The organism is Pseudomonas sp. IT-196MI5 (assembly GCF_949767415.1).
GTDB lineage: Bacteria > Pseudomonadota > Gammaproteobacteria > Pseudomonadales > Pseudomonadaceae > Aquipseudomonas.
Genome location: NZ_CATKPZ010000011.1, coordinates 588,425 through 608,412, shown reverse-complemented (window position 1 = coordinate 608,412; position 19,988 = coordinate 588,425). Strand labels below are relative to the sequence as shown.

Annotated in this window: 18 protein-coding genes; 9 read left to right on the top strand and 9 right to left on the bottom strand. The window is 60.9% G+C overall.

Going from position 1 to position 19,988, the window contains the following annotated elements; genetic code table 11:
• Window positions 1–19: 19 nt before the first annotated feature.
• From ACM6IK_RS10335 to gatC, 6 genes are all read right to left on the bottom strand, one after another.
• Window positions 20–400, bottom strand: a complete 381-nt coding sequence (locus ACM6IK_RS10335) for a carboxymuconolactone decarboxylase family protein (RefSeq protein WP_414874213.1) — start codon at window positions 398–400, stop codon at window positions 20–22.
• Complete coding sequence (locus ACM6IK_RS10330; protein ID WP_108218188.1) at window positions 397–1,458, bottom strand: calcium/sodium antiporter; 1,062 nt, start codon at window positions 1,456–1,458, stop codon at window positions 397–399. Before ACM6IK_RS10330 ends, ACM6IK_RS10335 begins: the two co-directional genes overlap by 4 nt.
• A 50-nt stretch (window positions 1,459–1,508) precedes the next feature.
• Window positions 1,509–1,883 (bottom strand): septal ring lytic transglycosylase RlpA family protein, encoded by a 375-nt coding sequence (locus ACM6IK_RS10325; RefSeq protein ID WP_218429275.1) that lies wholly within the window; start codon window positions 1,881–1,883, stop codon window positions 1,509–1,511.
• Window positions 1,884–2,033: 150 nt separating this feature from the next.
• Window positions 2,034–3,479, bottom strand: coding sequence for an Asp-tRNA(Asn)/Glu-tRNA(Gln) amidotransferase subunit GatB (gene gatB / locus ACM6IK_RS10320; RefSeq protein WP_414874212.1), 1,446 nt, complete (start codon window positions 3,477–3,479; stop codon window positions 2,034–2,036).
• Window positions 3,480–3,489: 10 nt separating this feature from the next.
• Window positions 3,490–4,941 (bottom strand): Asp-tRNA(Asn)/Glu-tRNA(Gln) amidotransferase subunit GatA, encoded by a 1,452-nt coding sequence (gatA, locus tag ACM6IK_RS10315; protein WP_414874211.1) that lies wholly within the window; start codon window positions 4,939–4,941, stop codon window positions 3,490–3,492.
• 16 nt (window positions 4,942–4,957) lie between these two features.
• On the bottom strand, window positions 4,958–5,245 hold the full coding sequence (gene gatC / locus ACM6IK_RS10310) for an Asp-tRNA(Asn)/Glu-tRNA(Gln) amidotransferase subunit GatC (RefSeq protein ID WP_007901429.1): 288 nt from the start codon (window positions 5,243–5,245) through the stop codon (window positions 4,958–4,960).
• A 211-nt stretch (window positions 5,246–5,456) separates the two neighbouring features.
• On the opposite strand from gatC, the gene mreB reads away from it, so the two are divergent.
• The 8 genes from mreB to tldD all read left to right on the top strand — a co-directional run bounded on the left by mreB (window position 5,457) and on the right by tldD (window position 16,653).
• Window positions 5,457–6,494: a rod shape-determining protein MreB gene (mreB, locus tag ACM6IK_RS10305; RefSeq protein WP_002555108.1), complete on the top strand. Its 1,038-nt coding sequence runs from the start codon at window positions 5,457–5,459 to the stop codon at window positions 6,492–6,494.
• A gap of 191 nt (window positions 6,495–6,685) precedes the next feature.
• Window positions 6,686–7,759, top strand: coding sequence for a rod shape-determining protein MreC (gene mreC / locus ACM6IK_RS10300; RefSeq protein ID WP_414874317.1), 1,074 nt, complete (start codon window positions 6,686–6,688; stop codon window positions 7,757–7,759).
• A complete protein-coding gene (mreD, locus tag ACM6IK_RS10295) occupies window positions 7,759–8,250 on the top strand; it encodes a rod shape-determining protein MreD (RefSeq protein WP_007970244.1) in 492 nt (163 codons plus the stop codon). The genes mreC and mreD overlap by 1 nt, the downstream gene beginning before the upstream one ends.
• Before the next feature lie 32 nt (window positions 8,251–8,282).
• Complete coding sequence (locus ACM6IK_RS10290) at window positions 8,283–8,879, top strand: Maf family protein (protein WP_218429279.1); 597 nt, start codon at window positions 8,283–8,285, stop codon at window positions 8,877–8,879.
• 57 nt (window positions 8,880–8,936) lie between these two features.
• Entirely contained in the window at window positions 8,937–10,394 is a 1,458-nt protein-coding gene (gene rng / locus ACM6IK_RS10285) for a ribonuclease G (RefSeq protein WP_007970246.1), read from the top strand.
• Between the two features lie 75 nt (window positions 10,395–10,469).
• Entirely contained in the window at window positions 10,470–14,273 is a 3,804-nt protein-coding gene (locus ACM6IK_RS10280; protein WP_414874210.1) for a YhdP family protein, read from the top strand.
• A gap of 70 nt (window positions 14,274–14,343) precedes the next feature.
• Window positions 14,344–15,198 carry a carbon-nitrogen hydrolase family protein gene (locus ACM6IK_RS10275; RefSeq protein ID WP_414874209.1) on the top strand — a complete coding sequence of 285 codons (855 nt, stop codon included), beginning with the start codon at window positions 14,344–14,346 and terminating at the stop codon, window positions 15,196–15,198.
• Window positions 15,199–15,210: 12 nt separating this feature from the next.
• The gene (gene tldD, locus ACM6IK_RS10270) at window positions 15,211–16,653 is read left to right on the top strand and encodes a metalloprotease TldD (RefSeq protein ID WP_218429285.1); all 1,443 of its coding nucleotides are present in this window, start codon (window positions 15,211–15,213) and stop codon (window positions 16,651–16,653) included.
• A gap of 105 nt (window positions 16,654–16,758) precedes the next feature.
• Here the strand turns inward: tldD and yjgA are convergent, their stop codons facing one another.
• Window positions 16,759–17,283: a ribosome biogenesis factor YjgA gene (gene yjgA / locus ACM6IK_RS10265; RefSeq protein WP_108218197.1), complete on the bottom strand. Its 525-nt coding sequence runs from the start codon at window positions 17,281–17,283 to the stop codon at window positions 16,759–16,761.
• Window positions 17,284–17,391: 108 nt separating this feature from the next.
• On the opposite strand from yjgA, the gene pmbA reads away from it, so the two are divergent.
• The gene (gene pmbA, locus ACM6IK_RS10260; protein ID WP_150727438.1) at window positions 17,392–18,738 is read left to right on the top strand and encodes a metalloprotease PmbA; all 1,347 of its coding nucleotides are present in this window, start codon (window positions 17,392–17,394) and stop codon (window positions 18,736–18,738) included.
• 99 nt (window positions 18,739–18,837) lie between these two features.
• On the opposite strand, the gene ACM6IK_RS10255 is transcribed toward pmbA, so the two are convergent.
• The gene (locus ACM6IK_RS10255; protein ID WP_414874208.1) at window positions 18,838–19,113 is read right to left on the bottom strand and encodes an HPr family phosphocarrier protein; all 276 of its coding nucleotides are present in this window, start codon (window positions 19,111–19,113) and stop codon (window positions 18,838–18,840) included.
• A 15-nt stretch (window positions 19,114–19,128) separates the two neighbouring features.
• A complete protein-coding gene (gene rapZ, locus ACM6IK_RS10250; protein ID WP_414874207.1) occupies window positions 19,129–19,986 on the bottom strand; it encodes an RNase adapter RapZ in 858 nt (285 codons plus the stop codon).
• Between the last annotated feature and the right edge of the window lie 2 nt (window positions 19,987–19,988).

The window sequence follows — 19,988 nt, the reverse complement described above, 5'->3', positions numbered from 1 at the left end:
ACTACTCTGGCGATGCTGATCACTCCGGCTTCTGATAGCTGTCGATCACTTCCTGCGCTGCCCTGAACGCATCGATCGCCGCCGGCACACCGGCATACACCGCGCAATGCAGCAGCGCCTCGCGAATCTCATCCACAGTGCAGCCGTTGTTCAGCGCACCGCGCACGTGGCCTTTCAACTCCTGCGGGCATTTGAGTGCGGTCAGGGCCGCGAGGGTGATCAGGCTGCGGGTTTTCAGCGGCAGACCTTCGCGATTCCACACCCCGCCCCAGGCGTGTTCATTGACGAAATCCTGCAGCGGCTGGGTGAACTCGGTGGCGTTGGCCAGTGCGCGGTCGACGAAGGCGTCGCCCATCACTTGGCGGCGGACTTCAACGCCGGGTTTTTTATTCTCGGTCATGGGACTTCCCTCTTATGGTGTTGGCGACGCCATGCGCGTAGCGACGTGAACAGCAAAAACGCCACCAACGCCGGCAGGACGAAAAACAGCATCAAGTGTTCCAGCTTGCCGGCCAGTGGCATGCCGGTGGTGAACGACACCACGTGCAGTCCATAGGCCAGGTACAAACCCAGAAACAGCAGGCCTTCGGCGCGGGTCACCCGGTAACCGGAGTAAAACACCGGCAGGCACAGCGCCGCGACGCCGAGCATCACCGGCAGGTCGAAATCCAGGGCGTTGGGCGACACCGACAGCGGCGACGGCGCCACCAGTGCGGTAAAGCCGAGCACGCCCAGGAGGTTGAACAGGTTGCTGCCGATCACGTTGCCCACGGCAATCTCGCGCTCGCCGCGCATTGCGGCGATCAACGAAGTGGCGAGCTCAGGCAGTGACGTGCTGACAGCGACGATGGTCAGGCCGATGATCCGCTCCGACAACCCCAAATCGGTGGCGACCGCAACCGCTGCACCCAGCAACAAGTGCCCGGCGTACACCAGCATCGCCAGTCCGGCGACGATCATCAGCAGGCTGCTCAGCCATGGCGCTTGCGGGTGGTGGTCATGGCTCGATACCGGCCGTGCCGAGTGCCGTGACTGGCGCAGCAACAAGCCCAGGTAAATCGCCAGAGCCGCAATCAGCATCACGCCGTCGGCCCGGGTCAGTTCTTCATTCCAGGCGAGTACGAACACCAACAGGCTGGCGCCGATCATCAACGGAATATCCAGACGCACCAGTTGTCGGGAAACCCTCAACGGGATGATCAGCGCGGACAACCCGAGGGTGACAAGGATGTTGAAAATGCTGCTGCCGATCACGCTGCCGACCGCGATGTCGGCGTTGTGCGCCAGGGTGGCTTGCAGGCTGACTGCCATCTGCGGGGCGCTGCTGCCGAGGGCGACGATGGTCAGGCCGATGATCAGCGGGCGTATGTGCAATCGTGCGGCAATGCGTACGGCGGCGCGCACCATCAATTCGGCGCCGACAATCAGCAGGAGCAATCCGCTGAGCAATTCGATCACGCTGATCAGGGGTAAATCGGCTAATCCGAAAATGGTCGGGGCTCCATCGGTCAGTCGTCGAGGGCCTGGACGCGAACCCGTGCGGTGCCGCTTTTAAGCATGCCCAGGCGCGCGGCGGCTTCATGGGACAGGTCGATCAGGCGGCCGCGCGTGTGTGGTCCGCGATCATTGATGCGCACCACGCAGGATTTGTCGTTATTCAGATTGGTCACCTTCACCCGTGTACCGAAGGGTAGCTGGCGATGGGCGGCGGTCATGGAATTCTTGTCGAAACGCTCGCCGTTGGCGGTGCGTTTGCCTTGGTGTTTGGCGCCGTAATACGAAGCCACGCCGGTTTTGTCGTAGCCGTGCGGATCGACGGTGTCGGTGCTGGCGCAGCCGGCCAGGAGGGAGAGGAGGGCGCAGGCGCTGAGTAGACGTTTCATTTCAAAGGCTCCCAAAAAACAAATGTGGGAGCGAGCCTGCTCGCGAAGAGGGCGCTACATTCAACATCTTTGTTGACTGTCATACCGCTTTCGCGAGCAGGCTCGCTCCCACAGGGGTAGAGCCAGACTTCAAAACTGGCTCCATTCCGGTCAGCCTTCGAGCTTGCTTTTCAGCAATTCGTTCACTTGTTGCGGGTTGGCCTTGCCTTTGGAGGCTTTCATGGCCTGGCCGACGAAGAAGCCGAACATCTTGCCGCGCTTGGCTTCGTCTGCCGCACGGTATTGCTCGACCTGCTCGGCGTTGGCCGCGAGCATTTCGTCCAGCACCGCCGAGATGGCGCCGGTGTCGGTCACTTGCTTGAGGCCGCGCTTGTCGATGATCTCGTCCGCGCTGCCTTCGCCGTTGGCCATTGCTTCAAACACCACCTTGGCGATCTTGCCGGAGATGGTGTTGTCCTTGATGCGCAGCAGCATGCCGCCCAGTTGCTCGGCCGAAACCGGCGACTGGTCGATGTCCAGGCCTTGCTTGTTCAACAGGCTGCCCAGTTCAACCATCACCCAGTTGGCCGCCAGTTTGGCGTCGCCGCCGATGCTCGCGACTTGTTCGAAGTAGTCGGCTTGCTCACGGCTGGTGGCCAGGACGCTGGCGTCGTAGACCGACAGACCGAATTGCTCCTGGAAGCGCTCGCGTTTCTGCGGTGGCAGTTCCGGCAGGGTGGCGCGCACGTCGTCGAGGAACGAGTTCTCGATGACTACCGGCAGCAGGTCCGGATCGGGGAAGTAACGGTAGTCGTTGGCTTCCTCTTTACTGCGCATCGGACGGGTTTCGTCCTTGTTCGGATCGTACAGGCGGGTCTGCTGGATCACTTTTCCGCCGTCTTCGATCAGCTCGATCTGACGCTGAATCTCGGAGTTGATCGCCTTCTCGATGAAACGGAACGAGTTGACGTTCTTGATCTCGCAGCGGGTGCCGAATTCGACCTGGCCTTTCGGACGGATCGACACGTTGCAGTCGCAACGTAGCGAGCCTTCGGCCATGTTGCCGTCGCAGATGCCCAGGTAGCGCACCAGCGCATGGATCGCCTTGACGTAAGCCACGGCTTCCTTGGCGCTGCGCATGTCCGGCTCGGAGACGATTTCCAGCAACGGCGTGCCGGCACGGTTCAGGTCGATGCCGCTGGCGCCGTTGAATTCTTCGTGCAGGCTCTTGCCGGCGTCTTCTTCCAGGTGCGCGCGGGTGATGCCGACACGTTTGACCGTGCCGTCTTCGAGGGCGATGTCCAGGTGGCCCTTGCCGACGATCGGCAATTCCATCTGGCTGATCTGATAGCCCTTCGGCAGATCCGGGTAGAAATAGTTTTTACGGGCGAACACGTTGTGCTGGCCGATTTCGGCGTCAATCGCCAGACCGAACATCACCGCCATGCGCACCGCTTCCTGGTTCAGCACCGGCAGTACGCCAGGCATGCCGAGGTCAACCAGGCTGGCCTGGGTGTTCGGCTCGGAACCGAAGGTGGTGGAACTACCGGAAAAGATTTTCGACCGGGTGGTGAGCTGGGTGTGAATCTCCAGCCCGATCACGACTTCCCATTGCATGTGTGTCTCCTCAGAAGCCGGTTGGGGTGCGGGTGTGCCAGTCAGTGTTCAGCTGGTACTGATGGGCAACATTGAGCAAACGGCCTTCCTGGAAATACGGGGCGAGCAATTGCACGCCGACCGGCAGACCATCGACAAAGCCTGCAGGCATGGACAAGCCCGGCAAACCGGCGAGGTTGGCGGTGATGGTGTAGACGTCTTCCAGGTACGCAGCGACCGGGTCGCTGTTCTTGGCGCCAAGCTTCCAGGCCGGGTTTGGCGTGGTTGGGCCGAGGATGATGTCGACCTCATTGAAGGCCGCCATGAAGTCGTTCTTGATCAAGCGACGAATCTTCTGCGCTTTCAGATAATAGGCGTCGTAGTAACCGGCCGACAGCGCATAGGCACCGACCATGATCCGGCGCTGCACTTCCGGGCCGAAACCTTCGCCGCGGGAGCGCTTGTACAGGTCTTCCAGATTTTTCGGGTCTTCGCAGCGATAGCCGAAACGTACGCCGTCGAAACGCGACAGGTTGGAAGAGGCTTCCGCCGGGGCGATCACGTAGTACGCAGGAATCGCGTGCTGCATGTTCGGCAGGCTGATTTCCTTGACCACGGCGCCGAGCTTTTTCAGCTCTTCAACGCTGGCCATGACCAGGTCGGCGATGCGTGGGTCGAGACCGGTGCTGAAATACTCTTTAGGTACGCCGATGCGCAGGCCTTGCAGCGAGCCGTTGAGGCTGGCGCTGTAGTCCGGCACGGGCTCATCGATGCTGGTGGAGTCGTTCGGATCGAAGCCTGCCATACCTTGCAACAGAATCGCGCAGTCTTCGGCAGTGCGCGCCAATGGACCGCCCTGATCGAGACTGGACGCGTAAGCGATCATACCCCAGCGCGAAACGCGACCGTACGTCGGTTTCAGACCGGTGAGGTTGGTCAGCGCGGCAGGCTGACGAATCGAACCGCCAGTGTCGGTGCCGGTCGCCGCAGGCAGCAGACGAGCGGCAACCGCAGCAGCCGAACCGCCGGACGAGCCGCCCGGAACGTATTCCAGGTTCCACGGGTTTTTCACCGCGCCGTAGTAGCTCGACTCGTTGGCCGACCCCATGGCGAATTCGTCCATGTTGGTCTTGCCCAGGGTCACGGCGCCGGCAGCGGCCAGTTTGGCGACGACGGTGGCGTCGTACGGTGCCTTGAAGTTGTCGAGCATCTTCGAGCCGCAGCTGGTGCGAATGCCCTGGGTGCAGAACAGGTCCTTGTGGGCGATCGGCGCGCCGAGCAGGGCGCCGCTCTCACCATTGGCCCGACGGGCGTCAGCGGCTTTCGCCTGCGTCAGCGCCAGGTCCTCGGTGAGGCTGATGAAACTGTTGAGCTGCGGATCGAGCTGGGCGATGCGCGCCAGCAGGACTTTGGTCAGCTCTTCGGAGGAAAACTTTTTATCGGCGAGTCCGCGGGCGATCTCGGCCAGAGTCAATTGATGCATTGCAGGCTCTTTCCCTTTAGTCGATGACTTTCGGAACCAGGTACAGGCCGTTTTCGACCGCTGGTGCGATGGACTGGTAGGCCTCGCGGTGATTGGTCTCGGTCACGACGTCTGCACGCAGGCGCTGGCTGGCTTCCAGTGGGTGGGCCAGCGGTTCGATACCGTCGGTATTGACCGCCTGCATTTCGTCGACCAGCCCGAGAATGCTGTTGAGGGCCGAAGTGATGTGTGGAAGATCGGCATCATTGAGGCCAAGGCAGGCCAGATGAGCGATTTTTTCCACGTCGGAGCGTTCAAGCGCCATTGGGATTCTCCAGTGGAAAACAAAACGGACCGCGTCCGTGTGTTAGATTGTCGGAACACTACCGCACTTCTACGGTCATAAGGCCGCGATTGTGGGGCTTGGTGCACAGAAAAGCGGCCAATTTAACATATTGGCGCCTTGCCCAAAATCCCTGTCGTTGTTAGAGTTTGCCGCACTTTTTTACCCACGCGTTGCCTAGGGTCCTTTCCCCATGTTCAAGAAACTGCGTGGCATGTTTTCCAGCGATCTTTCCATTGACCTGGGCACTGCCAACACCCTTATTTACGTGCGCGAGCGCGGTATCGTCCTGAATGAGCCCTCCGTTGTGGCCATTCGGACACACGGTAACCAGAAAAGTGTCGTTGCCGTCGGCACCGAGGCCAAGCGCATGCTCGGCCGTACGCCGGGCAACATTGCTGCCATTCGTCCGATGAAGGACGGCGTGATCGCCGACTTCAGCGTGTGCGAAAAAATGCTGCAGTACTTTATCAACAAAGTTCACGAAAACAGCTTCCTGCAGCCTAGCCCTCGCGTGTTGATCTGCGTTCCATGCAAATCCACCCAGGTTGAGCGTCGTGCCATCCGTGAATCGGCCCTTGGCGCCGGTGCCCGTGAAGTGTTCCTGATCGAGGAGCCGATGGCCGCTGCGATCGGTGCCGGCCTGCCGGTTGAAGAAGCTCGCGGTTCGATGGTCGTGGATATCGGTGGCGGTACCACTGAAATCGCGCTGATCTCCCTGAACGGCGTGGTTTACGCCGAATCCGTACGCGTTGGCGGCGACCGTTTCGACGAAGCGATCATCACCTACGTACGTCGCAACTACGGCAGCCTGATCGGCGAATCCACCGCCGAGCGCATCAAGCAGGAAATCGGTACGGCCTACCCGGGCGGCGAAGTTCGCGAAGTCGATGTTCGCGGCCGTAACCTGGCCGAAGGCGTTCCGCGCGCATTCACCCTGAACTCCAACGAAGTGCTGGAAGCTCTGCAAGAGTCCCTGGCGACCATCGTTCAGGCCGTGAAAAGCGCCCTGGAGCAATCGCCGCCGGAATTGGCTTCCGACATCGCCGAGCGTGGCCTGGTACTGACCGGTGGTGGCGCCTTGCTGCGTGACCTGGACAAATTGCTGGCCCAGGAAACCGGTCTGCCGGTGATCGTTGCCGAAGACCCGCTGACCTGCGTTGCTCGCGGCGGTGGCCGTGCATTGGAAATGATGGATAAACACACCATGGACCTGCTTTCCAGCGAATAAGTCGCCGGATCGCCTCTATGCTGTTGAGCGCGCAGGCGGCACTTTGCAGTGCTGCCTGTTCGCGTTTATCTTCTGTCAGTCTGCATCCTGGCCGGATTGCTGCCACATGAATAAACAGAACATTTGCCTGGGAGGAGCGGCTTATTAAACCGCTTTTCACCAAGGGCCCTTCACTGGGCGTGCGCCTGTTGGTGCTGGTCGTGCTATCGGTCGCGCTGATGGTGGTCGATGCCCGTTTCAGTCTGCTCAAGCCTGCACGCAGCCAGATGTCGCTGGTGCTGATGGACGCCTACTGGATCACTGACCTGCCTGGACGACTGTGGGAAGGTATTGCCAGTCAGTTTGGCAGCCGGACCGAGCTCGTCGCCGAAAACGAAAAACTCAAAAGCGAAAACCTGCTGTTGCAGGGGCGCATGCAGAAGCTTGCCTCCCTGACTGAGCAGAATGTTCGGCTGCGCGAGTTGCTCAACTCGTCGGCACTGGTCAATGAAAAGGTCGAAGTGGCCGAGTTGATCGGCATGGACCCCAACCCCTTCACCCATCGCATCATCATCAACAAAGGTGAGCGTGACGGCGTGGTCCTCGGCCAACCAGTGCTCGATGCCCGTGGCCTGATGGGCCAGGTGGTCGAGTTGATGCCCTACACCTCCCGCGTCTTGCTGCTGACCGATACCACCCACAGTATTCCGGTGCAGGTGAACCGTAACGGTTTGCGGGCGATTGCCAGCGGCACCGGTAACCCGGAACGTCTCGAATTGCGGCATGTGGCCGATACCGCCGACATCAAGGAAGGCGACTTGCTGGTCAGCTCCGGTCTCGGCCAACGTTTCCCGGCCGGTTATCCGGTGGCGACGGTCAAGGAAGTGATTCACGATTCCGGCCAGCCGTTTGCCATTGTCCGTGCCATTCCGACCGCTGCCTTGAACCGCAGCCGTTACCTGCTGCTGGTGTTCAGCGACAACCGTACGGCCGAAGAGCGCGCCAACGATGCCGCCCAGGCTCAGGAAAGCCTGGATGCACAGGGCGGTGGCCCGACCATTCCGGCGACGGTGCCGAAACTGGTCAACCCGGTAGCCCCGGCTGTGCCGGCCGCTGCACCCGCGGCGCCTGCCACGGCGACCCCGACAACCGCTGCGCCGGCAAAACCGGCCACCACGCCAGCCAAACCGGCGGCCGCTAAACCGCCGGCCACCAAGCCCGTTGCTGCGAAGCCTGCCGCTAAGCCGCCGGCCTCTGCGCCGGCCACTCCTGTGGGAAGAGAATAATGGGCGGAGTCAAAGCGTCCCGAAACGGCTGGATAGTCTGGCTGACATTTGCCGTCGGCCTGCTCCTCAGCGTTTCGCCGTTGCCGCAATTCATGGAAATCCTGCGCCCGCTGTGGCTGGCCTTGCTGCTGGCATTCTGGGCCTTGAACCTGCCGCAGACCGTCGGGATGGTGACGGCGTTTTGCCTGGGGCTGGCCGAGGACGTGCTCTACGGTACCTTGCTGGGTCAGAATGCCTTGATCCTGACGCTCATCACCTATCTGGTGCTGGCACTGCAACAGCGCCTGCGGATGTTCCCGATGTGGCAGCAGAGCCTGGTGATCCTGGTGATCTTCGGCCTCGCCCAGCTTGTACAACTATGGCTCAGTGCCTTGACCGGCAATCGTCAGCCGACGCTGGCGCTGGTACTGCCAGCACTGGTCAGCGCGTTGCTCTGGCCCTGGATCAGTTTCGGTTTGCGCGGATTGCGTCGACGCTACAAAATCAATTAATTCGCTCAGGCATTAGACAGGGAGAGGTCTTGATGAAACGGTTGTACCTCGCCTCTGGCTCGCCGCGTCGGCGTGAACTGCTCACGCAGATCGGCGTTCCGTTCTCCGCCGTCAGTGCGGACATCGATGAAACTCCTTTAGCTCAAGAATCCCCATCGGCCTATGTCGAGCGCCTGGCGCGCGACAAGGCCGAGGCCGGGCGCGGCGTCGTCGTGTCTGACGAACCGTTCTGCGTGCTCGGCGCCGATACCGCCGTGGTACAGGGCGGAAAAATTCTCGGCAAACCGGTTGATCAAGCGGATGCGTGCGCCATGCTGATGATGCTGTCAGGGTGTGAGCATGAGGTCCTGACTGCGATTGCCGTGCTCGATGGCGAACGTTGCGAGTCCCGGATTGTCACCAGTCGGGTGCGATTTCGTGCTATCAGTCGCGATGAAGCCGCGGCCTACTGGGCCAGCGGCGAACCACGGGACAAGGCGGGCGGTTATGGCATTCAAGGACTGGGTGCGGTGTTTGTCGCCGGACTCAATGGAAGTTATTCAGCGGTAGTCGGACTACCGCTTTGCGAAACCGCGGAACTGCTCGGCCATTTCGGCATACCCTGTTGGCAACCCCGGAACGCGCTTTAAGCGTCGTCCTGAACAGATGCGGCCATTATCGTGAACATGCCTGAACGAGACCCTGCCATGAGTGAAGAGATCCTGATCAACATCACGCCGATGGAATCGCGCGTGGCGGTGGTCGAAAACGGTGTCCTGCAAGAGGTCCATGTCGAGCGCACACAAAAGCGCGGGATCGTCGGCAACATCTATAAAGGCAAAGTCGTGCGGGTATTGCCGGGGATGCAGGCGGCATTCGTCGATATCGGCCTGGATCGTGCCGCATTCATTCATGCGTCGGAAATTTCCCTGCGCGAAGGCCCGGCGGTCGAGAGCATCAGTGCACTGGTGCACGAAGGCCAGAGCCTGGTGGTGCAAGTGACCAAGGACCCGATCGGCTCCAAGGGCGCACGCCTGACCACTCAGCTGTCGATTCCTTCGCGTTACCTGGTGTACATGCCACGCACGGCCCATGTCGGCATTTCCCTGAAGATCGAAGACGAGGCCGAGCGCGAGCGACTCAAGCAAGTGGTCACTGATTGCGTGGCCAAGGAAGGGATCAAGGAAGCCGGCGGTTTCATTCTGCGCACGGCAGCCGAAGGTGCTGGCGCCGATGAAATCCTCATGGACATCCGCTACCTGCGAAGGCTCTGGGATCAGATCAGCGCCCAGATCAAAACCATCAGCGCGCCCAGCGTGATCTACGAAGACCTCGGTTTGGCGCTACGCACCCTGCGTGATCTGGTGAGCCCGAAAATCGAGAAGATCCGCATCGATTCCCGGGAAACCTTCCAGAAAACCACGCAATTCGTCGCCGAACTGATGCCCGAGATTGCCGACCGTCTGGAGCACTACCCGGGCGAGCGGCCGATTTTTGACCTGTACGGCGTGGAAGACGAAATCCAGAAGGCTCTCGAGCGCAAGGTCCCGCTCAAGTCCGGCGGTTATCTGGTGGTCGACCCGGCTGAAGCCATGAGCACCATCGACGTCAACACCGGGGCGTTCGTCGGCCATCGCAACCTCGAAGAAACCATCTTCAAGACCAACCTCGAAGCCGCGACAGCCATCGCTCGTCAATTGCGCCTGCGCAACCTCGGCGGAATCATCATCATCGACTTCATCGACATGGAAGATGAAGAACACCAGCGCCAGGTGTTGCGCACGCTCGAAAAGCAACTGGAGCGTGATCACGCCAAGACCAACATCATCGGTATTACCGAACTGGGCCTGGTGCAGATGACCCGCAAGCGCACCCGCGAAAGCCTTGAACAAGTGTTGTGCGAGCCGTGCAACGCCTGTCAGGGACGCGGCAAGCTCAAGACTCCGGAAACCGTTTGCTACGAAATCTTCCGCGAAATCCTGCGGGAAGCACGCGCCTATCAGGCGGAAGGCTATCGTGTATTGGCAAACCAGAAAGTGGTGGACCGCCTGCTCGACGAAGAGTCGGGCAACGTCGCCGAGCTGGAAGGGTTTATCGGGCGCACCATCCGCTTTCAGGTCGAAACCATGTATTCCCAGGAACAATACGACGTGGTGCTGCTCTGAAGCCTATCGTTTTGATTGTTCGAGAATGGCTGGCCTCAGCTTTTTGCAAAACTTTTGCCATGGGGGCCACCTGACATGGACCGTCTGACACGCATTTTGGCCGCACTGACCCGCTGGGGTCTGGGCCTGTGCGCGTTGATTTTGGTGTTGATGGCGCTCTACGTCAGCCTCGGCCGGGAGCTGACGCCGTTAGTCGCCGAGTACCGTGCCGACATCGAAACCAAAGCCAGCGATGTCTTGGGCATGCCGTTGCAGATCGGTGAACTCGAAGGCAACTGGAGTGGATTCGCCCCCATACTGATGGCGCACGACGTGACGGTCGGCGAGGGCGCCAATGCCTTGCACCTGGAACAGGTGCGTGCGGTGCCGGACCTTTGGGCCAGTCTTCTGGCGCGACAGGTACGCATCGCTCATCTGGAACTCAGTGGCCTGAAGATCAGCGTCAAGGAGGGTAACGACGGTCAATGGGCACTGGAAGGTTTGCCAGTGCAACAGGATCAACCAACCGATCCGGAACAGTTGCTCAATCGTATGCAGATGATCCAGCAACTGTCGGTACTCGACAGCCAGGTGACCTTGCAGCCGTTTGCACAGTCGCCGCTGACCCTGAACTACGTCGGCCTCAATCTGAAAACCGGGGCGTCACGGCAGCGGCTCGACGCGCGGCTGACACTGCCTGACGGGCAGCCGGTGGCGATGAGTCTGCGCACCCGCATTCGAGCCAGTCAATGGCAGGACAGTGAAGCCGAGGTCTACCTGAGCCTGCCGCAAAGCGACTGGTCGAAATGGTTGCCCGAGCGAGTGACCCAAGAGTGGAGTTTCTCTGAGATCAAAGCCGGCGGCGAGTTTTGGCTGACCTGGGGCAAAGGTGCCCTGCAAAGTGCTGCGGTCCGTTTGAATGCACCACAACTCAAGGGTGCCTACTCTGAGCGCAAGCAGATCCAGATCAACAATCTGGCCCTGAACGGCTACTTCCAGCGCAGTGCTGAAGGCGCGTCAGTGATTCTCGATTCCCTGGCGATGAACCTCGGTGAGACCCGCTGGGAAACGCATTTGCAACTCAAGCAAAACGCGGCCACTGATAAAACCGAAGAGCTCTGGCACTTGCAAGCCGACCGGGTCGATCTCACTCCGCTGACCCCGCTGCTCAACGCTCTGGCGCCGTTGCCAGAAGGTTTGGCCACGGTCGTCGAGCGGCTCAAAGTCACGGGCAGCCTGCGTAACGTGCTGGTCGATTTCCGCCCCAATGCTACAGACGACAGCAAGTTCGGCTTTGCCGCCAATCTCGACCAGGTAGGCTTCGATGCCTATCACGGTGCGCCGGCGGCGCGAAATGTCAGCGGCAGCATCAGTGGTGACCTGGGGCGCGGCGAATTGCGCATGGACAGCAAGGATTTCATGCTGCACCTGGACCCGATTTTCGCCAAGCCATGGCAGTACATTCAGGCCAATGCGCGGCTGACCTGGAAGCTCGATAAAGAAGGTTTCACCCTGATCGCGCCGTACCTGAAGGTGCTGGGCGAGGAAGGCAAGATCGCCGGCGACTTCCTGATTCGCCTGCATTTCGATCACACCCAGGAAGACTACATGGACCTGCGGGTTGGCATGGTGGACGGAGACGGTCGCTACACCGCCAAGTACTTGCCGACAGTCCTCAGCCCGGCGCTGGACGAATGGCTGCGCACGGCGATTCTCAAGGGCGCGGTGGACCAAGGCTTCTTCCAGTATCAAGGGTCGCTCAACCATGGTGCCGCAGACGAGGATCGTAGTATCAGCCTGTTCTTCAAGGTTCACGATGCCGAACTGGCCTTCCAGCCGGGCTGGCCCCATGTCAGCAAGGTCAGCGGCGATGTGTTTGTCGAAGACAGCGGCGTGCGGATTCTGGCCAGCAAGGGCCAGTTGCTCGATACCCAGGTCAACGATGTTTACGTCAACATTCCCCATGTGCCTGCCGGGCAGAACGTTCATTTGTTCCTCGATGGCGGATTTTCCGGCGGTTTGGGCGATGGCCTGAAAATCCTCCAGGAAGCGCCAATCGGTACCGGGGCAACCTTTGCCGGGTGGGAAGGCGAGGGTGATCTGCAAGGCAAGTTGAAGCTGGATATTCCGCTGGCCAAAGGCGAGGAGCCGAAGATTCTCGTCGATTTCAAGACCGCCAAGGCACGCTTGAAACTGGCTGAACCTGTGCTGGAGCTGACCCAACTCAAAGGTGATTTCCGTTTCGACAGTGCCAGGGGCCTGAGCGGGCAGAACATCAGCGCACGGGCGTTCGACAAGCCGGTCACCGCACGGATTTTTGCCGACGGCAGCCCGGGTAAGCTCAATACCCGGGTGACCGCGTCGGGCCAGGTCGAGGTCAGGAAACTGACCGACTGGCTGAAGGTGACCCAGCCTCTGCCGGTGAGTGGCGTGATCCCTTATCAACTGCAACTGACCCTCAATGACGCCGACAGCCAATTGCTGGTCAATTCCAACCTCAAGGGCGTAGCCGTCGATTTGCCTGCGCCGTTCGGCATGGCCGCCGATGCCGGGCGCGACACAACGTTCCGCATGACCTTGCAGGGCGACGAACGGCGTTATTGGGTCAACTACGGGGACCTGGCGGGTTTCACGTTTGCGGCCCCGGCCAGCAATTTCGCTGACGGTCGCGGGGAATTGTTCCTCGGTTCCGGCGAAGCCGTGTTGCCTGGCGCCAAAGGCCTGCGGATACGGGGCGTACTGTCGGAGCTGGACGTTGGCCCGTGGAAGGATCTGGCGGATAAATACGCAGGAGAGGACCCCGGCGGCAGCGCCAGGCAGTTGCTCAGCGGCGCGGACTTCAAGGTGGACAAGCTTAGCGGTATCGGCACCACGCTCGACCAGGCCTCGATTCAGCTGGCGCGCAAGCCTTCCGCCTGGGCGCTGCAACTCGACAGCCAGCAGATCAAGGGCAGTGCCAATCTGCCCGATGCGAAAGCCACGCCGATCACGATCAATCTGCAAACCGTGCGCCTGCCGGCACCGGACCCGGCCGTGCTGGCCGATGAAAACTCGCCGGATCCGCTGGCGTCGGTGGACCCGACGAAAATCCCCGCGATGGACATCACCATCAATCAGTTATTCCAGGGACAGGATCTGGTAGGGGGCTGGTCGCTGAAGATTCGTCCTACGCCCAAGGGCATTGTGTTCAACTCGCTGGACCTGGGCCTCAAGGGCCTACTGTTGGTGGGCAGCGGTGGTTGGGAGGGCGTGCCCGGCGCCAGCAACAGCTGGTACAAGGGACGCATCAGCGGCAAGAACCTGGCCGATGTGCTCAAGGGCTGGGGGTTTGCGCCGAGTGTCACCAGCCAGGACTTTTATATGGATGTCGATGGCCGCTGGCCCGGCTCGCCGGCCTGGGTAGCGACTAAACGCTTCTCCGGCTCGCTCGATGCGACGCTCAATCAGGGCCAGTTCGTCGAGGTCGAAGGCAGTGCCCAGGCGTTGCGGGTATTTGGTTTGCTCAACTTCAACTCCATCGGCCGGCGCCTGCGCCTGGACTTCTCCGACCTGTTCGGCAAAGGTCTGAGTTATGACCGGGTCAAGGGGCTGCTGGTTGGGACCAATGGCGTATATGTCACCCGTGAGCCGATCCGGCTGACCGGCCCGTCGAGCACCATCGAACTCGACGGCACCCTGAACATGGTGGCCGATCAGATCGATGCGAAGCTGCTGGTGACCTTGCCGGTGACCAATAACCTGCCGATTGCCGCACTGATCGTCGGTGCGCCCGCGGTCGGCGGAGCACTGTTCCTGATCGACAAGCTGATCGGCGACCGCGTCTCGCGTTTCGCCAGTGTGAAGTACACGGTTCAAGGGCCATGGAAAGAACCGAAAATCACCTTCGACAAGGCGTTTTGAGGTCCTTTTTCAAAAGGCACTCGGCAAGTCGATGGAGTAGCATGGCCGCATACGATTCCAGGAGTGCGCCATGTCTGTAGCGGTGATTCAAATGGTCAGCCAGAGCGATGTGCCGGCTAATCTGGCCCAGGCCCGTCGACTGCTCGAGCAAGCGGCCGCCGGTGGCGCGAAGCTCGCGGTATTGCCGGAAAACTTCGCCGCCATGGGCCGGCGCGACGTTGCCGACATCGGGCGCGCCGAAGCCTTGGGCGAAGGGCCGATCCTGCCCTGGTTGAAACAGACCGCACGCGACCTCAAGTTATGGATAGTGGCCGGCACGTTGCCGTTGCCGCCGGTGGATCAGCCGACGGCGAAAGCCCATGCCTGTTCGTTGCTGGTCGATGACCAGGGCGAAACGGTGGCGCGCTACGATAAGCTGCACCTGTTCGATGTGGACGTGGCGGACAATCGTGGCCGTTATCGTGAATCCGATGACTATGCTTATGGCAACGCAGTGGTCGTGGCGGACACGCCCGTCGGCCGGGTTGGCCTGACGGTCTGCTATGACCTGCGCTTTCCCGAGCTGTACAGCGAATTGCGCGCGGCCGGCGCGGAACTGATTACCGCGCCTTCGGCTTTCACCGCGGTGACCGGCGCGGCGCATTGGGATGTGCTGATACGTGCGCGGGCCATCGAGACGCAATGTTATGTGCTCGCGGCCGCCCAGGGCGGGACGCATCCGGGGCCGCGGGAAACCTTTGGCCATGCGGCCATCGTCGACCCTTGGGGGCGTGTGCTGGCACAACAGGATCAGGGTGAGGCCGTACTGCTGGCCGAACGCGACAGCAGCGAACAGGCGTCCATCCGGGCGCGGATGCCGGTGTCCAGTCACCGGCGCTTTTTCTCGCAGGGCGCCCAGCGACCTGCATCAGAACGACGAATTTAAGGCGTAAAGCATATGAGCGAGTTGTTGTCCTCAGTCAGTGAACACCTGCTGGCGCCCGGTGGCGTCACGATCGAGAGCCTGCAAGGCGTGCTCGGCGACTTGGCCGGGCCGGGCATCGATGCGGCCGACCTGTATTTCCAGGGGCAGATCTCCGAGTCCTGGGCGCTGGAAGACGGCATCGTCAAGGAAGGCAGCTTCAACCTTGACCAGGGTGTCGGCGTGCGTGCGCAATCGGGCGAAAAAACCGGTTTTGCCTACAGCAATGCCATTACTCTTGAAGCCCTGGGCGCGGCGGCGCGTGCCGCCCGTTCGATTTCCCGGGCCGGGCAGCATGGCACCGTGCAGGCGTTCACCAGCCAGGACGTCGCGCAGTTGTATGCGCCGGACAATCCGCTGGAAGTGCTGACCCGCGCCGAGAAAGTCGATTTGCTCAAGCGAGTCGACGCCGCGACCCGCGCCCTCGACCCACGCATCCAGCAAGTCACCGTGAGCATGGCCGGTGTCTGGGAGCGGATTCTGGTGGCTTCCACCGACGGCGGTCTGGCGGCGGATGTGCGGCCACTGGTGCGTTTCAATGTCAGCGTGATCGTCGAGCAGAACGGTCGCCGCGAGCGCGGTGGCCATGGCGGCGGCGGGCGGACCGATTACCGTTACTTCCTCGGCGAAGACCGCGCCATGGGCTATGCCCGTGAAGCGTTACGTCAGGCACTGGTCAACCTTGAAGCCATTCCGGCGCCGGCCGGTACCTTGCCGGTGGTGCTTGGTTCCGGTTGGTCGGGCGTGCTGTTGCACGAAGCGGTCGGTCACGGCCTGGAAGGCGACTTCAACCGCAAAGGCAGCTCGGCTTACAGCGGGCGCATGGGTGAGATGGTTGCGTCGAAGCTTTGCACTATTGTCGATGACGGCACCCTGGCCGGTCGCCGTGGTTCATTGAGTGTCGATGACGAAGGCACGCCGACCGAATGCACCACGCTGATCGAAAACGGCGTGCTCAAGGGCTACATGCAGGACAAGCTCAACGCGCGCCTGATGGGCGTGGCGCGTACCGGTAACGGCCGTCGCGAATCCTACGCGCACCTGCCGATGCCGCGCATGACCAACACCTACATGCTCGCCGGCGAAAGCGACCCTGCGGAAATCATCGCCTCGGTGAAGCGCGGCATCTACTGTGCCAACCTGGGTGGTGGTCAGGTGGACATCACCAGCGGCAAGTTCGTGTTCTCCACCAGCGAGGCGTACCTGATCGAAGACGGCAAGATCACTGCGCCGGTCAAAGGCGCGACCCTGATCGGCAACGGGCCGGAAGCCATGAGCAAAGTGTCGATGGTTGGTAATGATCTGTCGCTGGACAGCGGTGTGGGCACGTGTGGCAAGGATGGGCAGTCGGTGCCGGTGGGTGTCGGCCAGCCAACGCTGAAGATTGATGCGATCACCGTGGGTGGTACGGGCGCATAAGGATGGGAGCATCCCCTGTAGGAGCTGCCGCAGGCTGCGATCTTTGCCTTTTTTCAAGATCAAAAGATCGCAGCCTTCGGCAGCTCCTGCAAGAGCTTCGGAGAATTAACGCAGACCGCGTTGAGTCTCGTCCAGCTCACGGATGTACTTGAAGATTTTACGGCTGGCAGCAGGAGGCTTGTTTTGCGCCACCTCATGCTGGGCCTGACGGATCAGGGAACGCAATTGCTGGCGGTCCGCGTCCGGGTAGTCGACGACGAATTTTTCCAGAACGGCATCGTCGCCGGCGATCAGACGATCGCGCCAGCGCTCCAGGTTATGGAAGCGTTCGTTGTATTGACGGGTGGAGGCATCGAGTTGATCGAGCAAAACCAGAATGGCGGCAGTGTCCTGATCGCGCATCAGTTTGCCGATGAACTGAAGGTGCCGTTTACGCGCGATGTTCGCGGTGTGCTTGGGCGCATCGGCCAGAGCCCGACGCATTCCGTCGGTCAAGGGCAGTTTTGCCAGCAAGTCAGGCTTGAGTGTTGTAAGGCGCTCGCCAAGGTCAACCAGAGCATGCAGCTCGCGTTTGACCTGGGATTTGCTTTTTTCTCCCGTATCGAGGGAGTCGTCGTAAGAATCAACCATGGTGGCCGTCCGCAAAGAAACGCCGCCATGATAACCAGTCGGGGGCCGCTTGTCCGGCCCGGTCGCTCGATGACCGTTACCGAAAGCAGAATTTGAGTGGAGAACAGCATGAGTGCAGTTGAAAGCGTCGGCCCACAAGCGTTGCCGGCACTGCAGGAACAAGTCGAGCAGATCATCGCTGAAGCCAAACGCCAGGGGGCCAGCGCCTGTGAAGTGGCGGTGTCACTGGAGCAGGGCTTGTCGACCACGGTGCGCCAGCGTGAAGTCGAAACGGTAGAATTCAACCGCGATCAGGGTTTTGGCATCACCTTGTACGTCGGTCAGCGCAAAGGCTCGGCCAGCACGTCGGCCAGCGGTCCGGAAGCGATTCGCGAAACCGTCGCCGCTGCACTGGCCATCGCCAAGCACACTTCGGAAGACGAAGCCTCGGGCCTGGCGGATGCCGCACTGATGGCCCGGGATATTCAGGATTTCGACCTGTTCCACCAATGGGACATCACGCCTGAGCAGGCCATCGAGCAGGCCCTGGCCTGCGAAGCCGCGGCGTTTGCCGCCGACAGCCGGATCAAGAACGCTGACGGCACTACCCTCAGTACCCATCAGGGTTGCCGCGTTTATGGCAACAGCCACGGGTTTATCGGCGGTTACGCATCGACTCGTCACAGCTTGAGCTGCGTGATGATCGCCGAAGCGGACGGCCAGATGCAGCGCGATTACTGGTACGACGTGAACCGCCAGGGCAATCTGCTCGCCGACCCGGTCAGCATCGGTCAGCGTGCCGCACAACGGGCGGCGAGCCGTCTGGGCGCGCGGCCGGTGCCGACTTGCGAGGTGCCGGTGCTGTTTTCCGCCGAGTTGGCCGGGGGGCTGTTCGGCAGTTTCCTGTCGGCGATTTCCGGCGGCAGCCTGTATCGCAAGTCGTCGTTCCTTGAAGGCACACTGGGCCAGAAGCTGTTCCCGGAATGGCTGACCATCGACGAGCGTCCGCACCTGATGCGAGCCTTGGGCAGCGCGGCGTTCGATGGCGATGGCCTGGCAACCTACGCTAAACCGTTCGTCGAAAAAGGCGAGTTGGTGTCGTACATCCTCGGCACCTACTCCGGCCGCAAACTTGGCATGCCAAGTACGGCCAACGCCGGCGGTGTGCACAACCTGTTCGTCACCCATGGTGATGAAGACCAGGCGGCCTTGCTGCGGCGCATGGGGCGCGGACTGTTGGTCACCGAGTTGATGGGCCAGGGGCTGAACATGGTCACCGGCGATTATTCCCGGGGCGCGGCGGGTTACTGGGTCGAGAACGGGGAAATCCAGTTCGCGGTCCAGGAAGTGACCATCGCCGGCAACATGCGCGACATGTTCAAGCAGATCGTTGCCGTGGGTAACGATCTGGAACTGCGCAGCAACATTCGCACAGGTTCCGTGCTGATCGAGCGGATGACGGTGGCGGGTAGCTAAGCTCAGACCGTTGCATAAAAAAGGCGCGCCATCCAATGGGTGGCGCGGCTTTTTTTGTGGATCAAAAGATCGCAGCCTTCGGCAACGATCTTTTGATGTTTATTCGCCTTCGTCGAAGTAGTTATTGATCAGGGCTACCAGCGCGTCCATCGCTTCCTGTTCCTGCTCGCCTTCCGTGCTCAGATGGATTTTGGTGCCCTTACCGGCAGCGAGCATCATCATGGCCATGATGCTTTTGCCATCTACTGCGGATTCAGGTGTGCGTCCTACCCTGATCGTGCAGTCCTTGAACTGGCCGGCGACCCCGACGAATTTTGCAGAAGCACGGGCATGCAGGCCCAGCTTGTTGATGATTTCGATTTCCAGAGCAGGCATCGCGATGTGAATCCTTTAGCTGAGGTCGCGGTGGCGAACCTGGACGTTCTTCAGGGATTTTTGCAGCGCCTGCCCCAGACGCTCGGTCAGGTAGACGGAACGATGATGTCCGCCAGTGCAGCCAATGGCAATGGTGACGTAGGCGCGGTTGCTGGCGGCAAAACGAGGCAGCCACTTTAGCAGGTATGTGGAAATGTCCTGGAACATCTCTTCGACATCCGGCTGTGCCGCCAGGTATTCGGCAACCGGTTGATCGAGCCCGGACTGCTCGCGCAATTCCGGTTTCCAGTAAGGGTTGGGCAGGCAACGCACATCGAATACCAGGTCGGCGTCCACCGGCATGCCACGCTTGAACCCGAAGGATTCCACCAGGAACGCGGTGCCCGGCTCGGGCTGATTCAACAGACGCAGTTTGATGGCGTCGCGCAGCTGGTACAGGTTCAGGCTGGTGGTGTTGATCTTGAGATCGGCGAGGTCGGCAATCGGCCCGAGCAGGTCGCTCTCGACGCTGATGGCTTCGGCCAGCGAGCGGTTGGCGTTGGTCAGGGGGTGACGTCGGCGGGTTTCCGAGAAGCGCTTGAGCAAGGTTTCTTCGTCGGCATCCAGGTACAGCACATCGCACTGGATGTGGCGGTTGCGGACTTCTTCGAGCAGCTCGGGGAAGCGTGACAGGTGGCTGGGCAGGTTGCGCGCGTCAATGGAAACGGCGACCAGCGGCTGTAGCAGCTCGGTATGAATCAAGGCCCGTTCGGCCAGTTCCGGCAGCAGACCGGCAGGCAGATTGTCGATGCAGTAGTAGCCGTTGTCCTCAAGAACGTCGAGGGCGGTACTTTTACCTGAGCCGGAGCGGCCACTGACGATGATCAAGCGCATGA

Bases quoted from the DNA above. Each gene is read 5' to 3' on its own strand.
- pmbA (WP_150727438.1), top strand. From the start codon at position 17,392: ATGAGTGCAGTTGAAAGCGTCGGCCCACAAGCGTTGCCGGCACTGCAG.
- ACM6IK_RS10280 (WP_414874210.1), top strand. From the start codon at position 10,470: ATGGACCGTCTGACACGCATTTTGGCCGCACTGACCCGCTGGGGTCTG.
- yjgA (WP_108218197.1), bottom strand. From the start codon at position 17,283: ATGGTTGATTCTTACGACGACTCCCTCGATACGGGAGAAAAAAGCAAA.
- rapZ (WP_414874207.1), bottom strand. From the start codon at position 19,986: ATGCGCTTGATCATCGTCAGTGGCCGCTCCGGCTCAGGTAAAAGTACC.
- mreD (WP_007970244.1), top strand. From the start codon at position 7,759: ATGGGCGGAGTCAAAGCGTCCCGAAACGGCTGGATAGTCTGGCTGACA.
- rng (WP_007970246.1), top strand. From the start codon at position 8,937: ATGAGTGAAGAGATCCTGATCAACATCACGCCGATGGAATCGCGCGTG.
- gatC (WP_007901429.1), bottom strand. From the start codon at position 5,245: ATGGCGCTTGAACGCTCCGACGTGGAAAAAATCGCTCATCTGGCCTGC.
- gatA (WP_414874211.1), bottom strand. From the start codon at position 4,941: ATGCATCAATTGACTCTGGCCGAGATCGCCCGCGGACTCGCCGATAAA.
- tldD (WP_218429285.1), top strand. From the start codon at position 15,211: ATGAGCGAGTTGTTGTCCTCAGTCAGTGAACACCTGCTGGCGCCCGGT.
- mreB (WP_002555108.1), top strand. From the start codon at position 5,457: ATGTTCAAGAAACTGCGTGGCATGTTTTCCAGCGATCTTTCCATTGAC.
- ACM6IK_RS10255 (WP_414874208.1), bottom strand. From the start codon at position 19,113: ATGCCTGCTCTGGAAATCGAAATCATCAACAAGCTGGGCCTGCATGCC.
- ACM6IK_RS10290 (WP_218429279.1), top strand. From the start codon at position 8,283: ATGAAACGGTTGTACCTCGCCTCTGGCTCGCCGCGTCGGCGTGAACTG.
- ACM6IK_RS10335 (WP_414874213.1), bottom strand. From the start codon at position 400: ATGACCGAGAATAAAAAACCCGGCGTTGAAGTCCGCCGCCAAGTGATG.
- ACM6IK_RS10325 (WP_218429275.1), bottom strand. From the start codon at position 1,883: ATGAAACGTCTACTCAGCGCCTGCGCCCTCCTCTCCCTCCTGGCCGGC.
- gatB (WP_414874212.1), bottom strand. From the start codon at position 3,479: ATGCAATGGGAAGTCGTGATCGGGCTGGAGATTCACACCCAGCTCACC.
- ACM6IK_RS10275 (WP_414874209.1), top strand. From the start codon at position 14,344: ATGTCTGTAGCGGTGATTCAAATGGTCAGCCAGAGCGATGTGCCGGCT.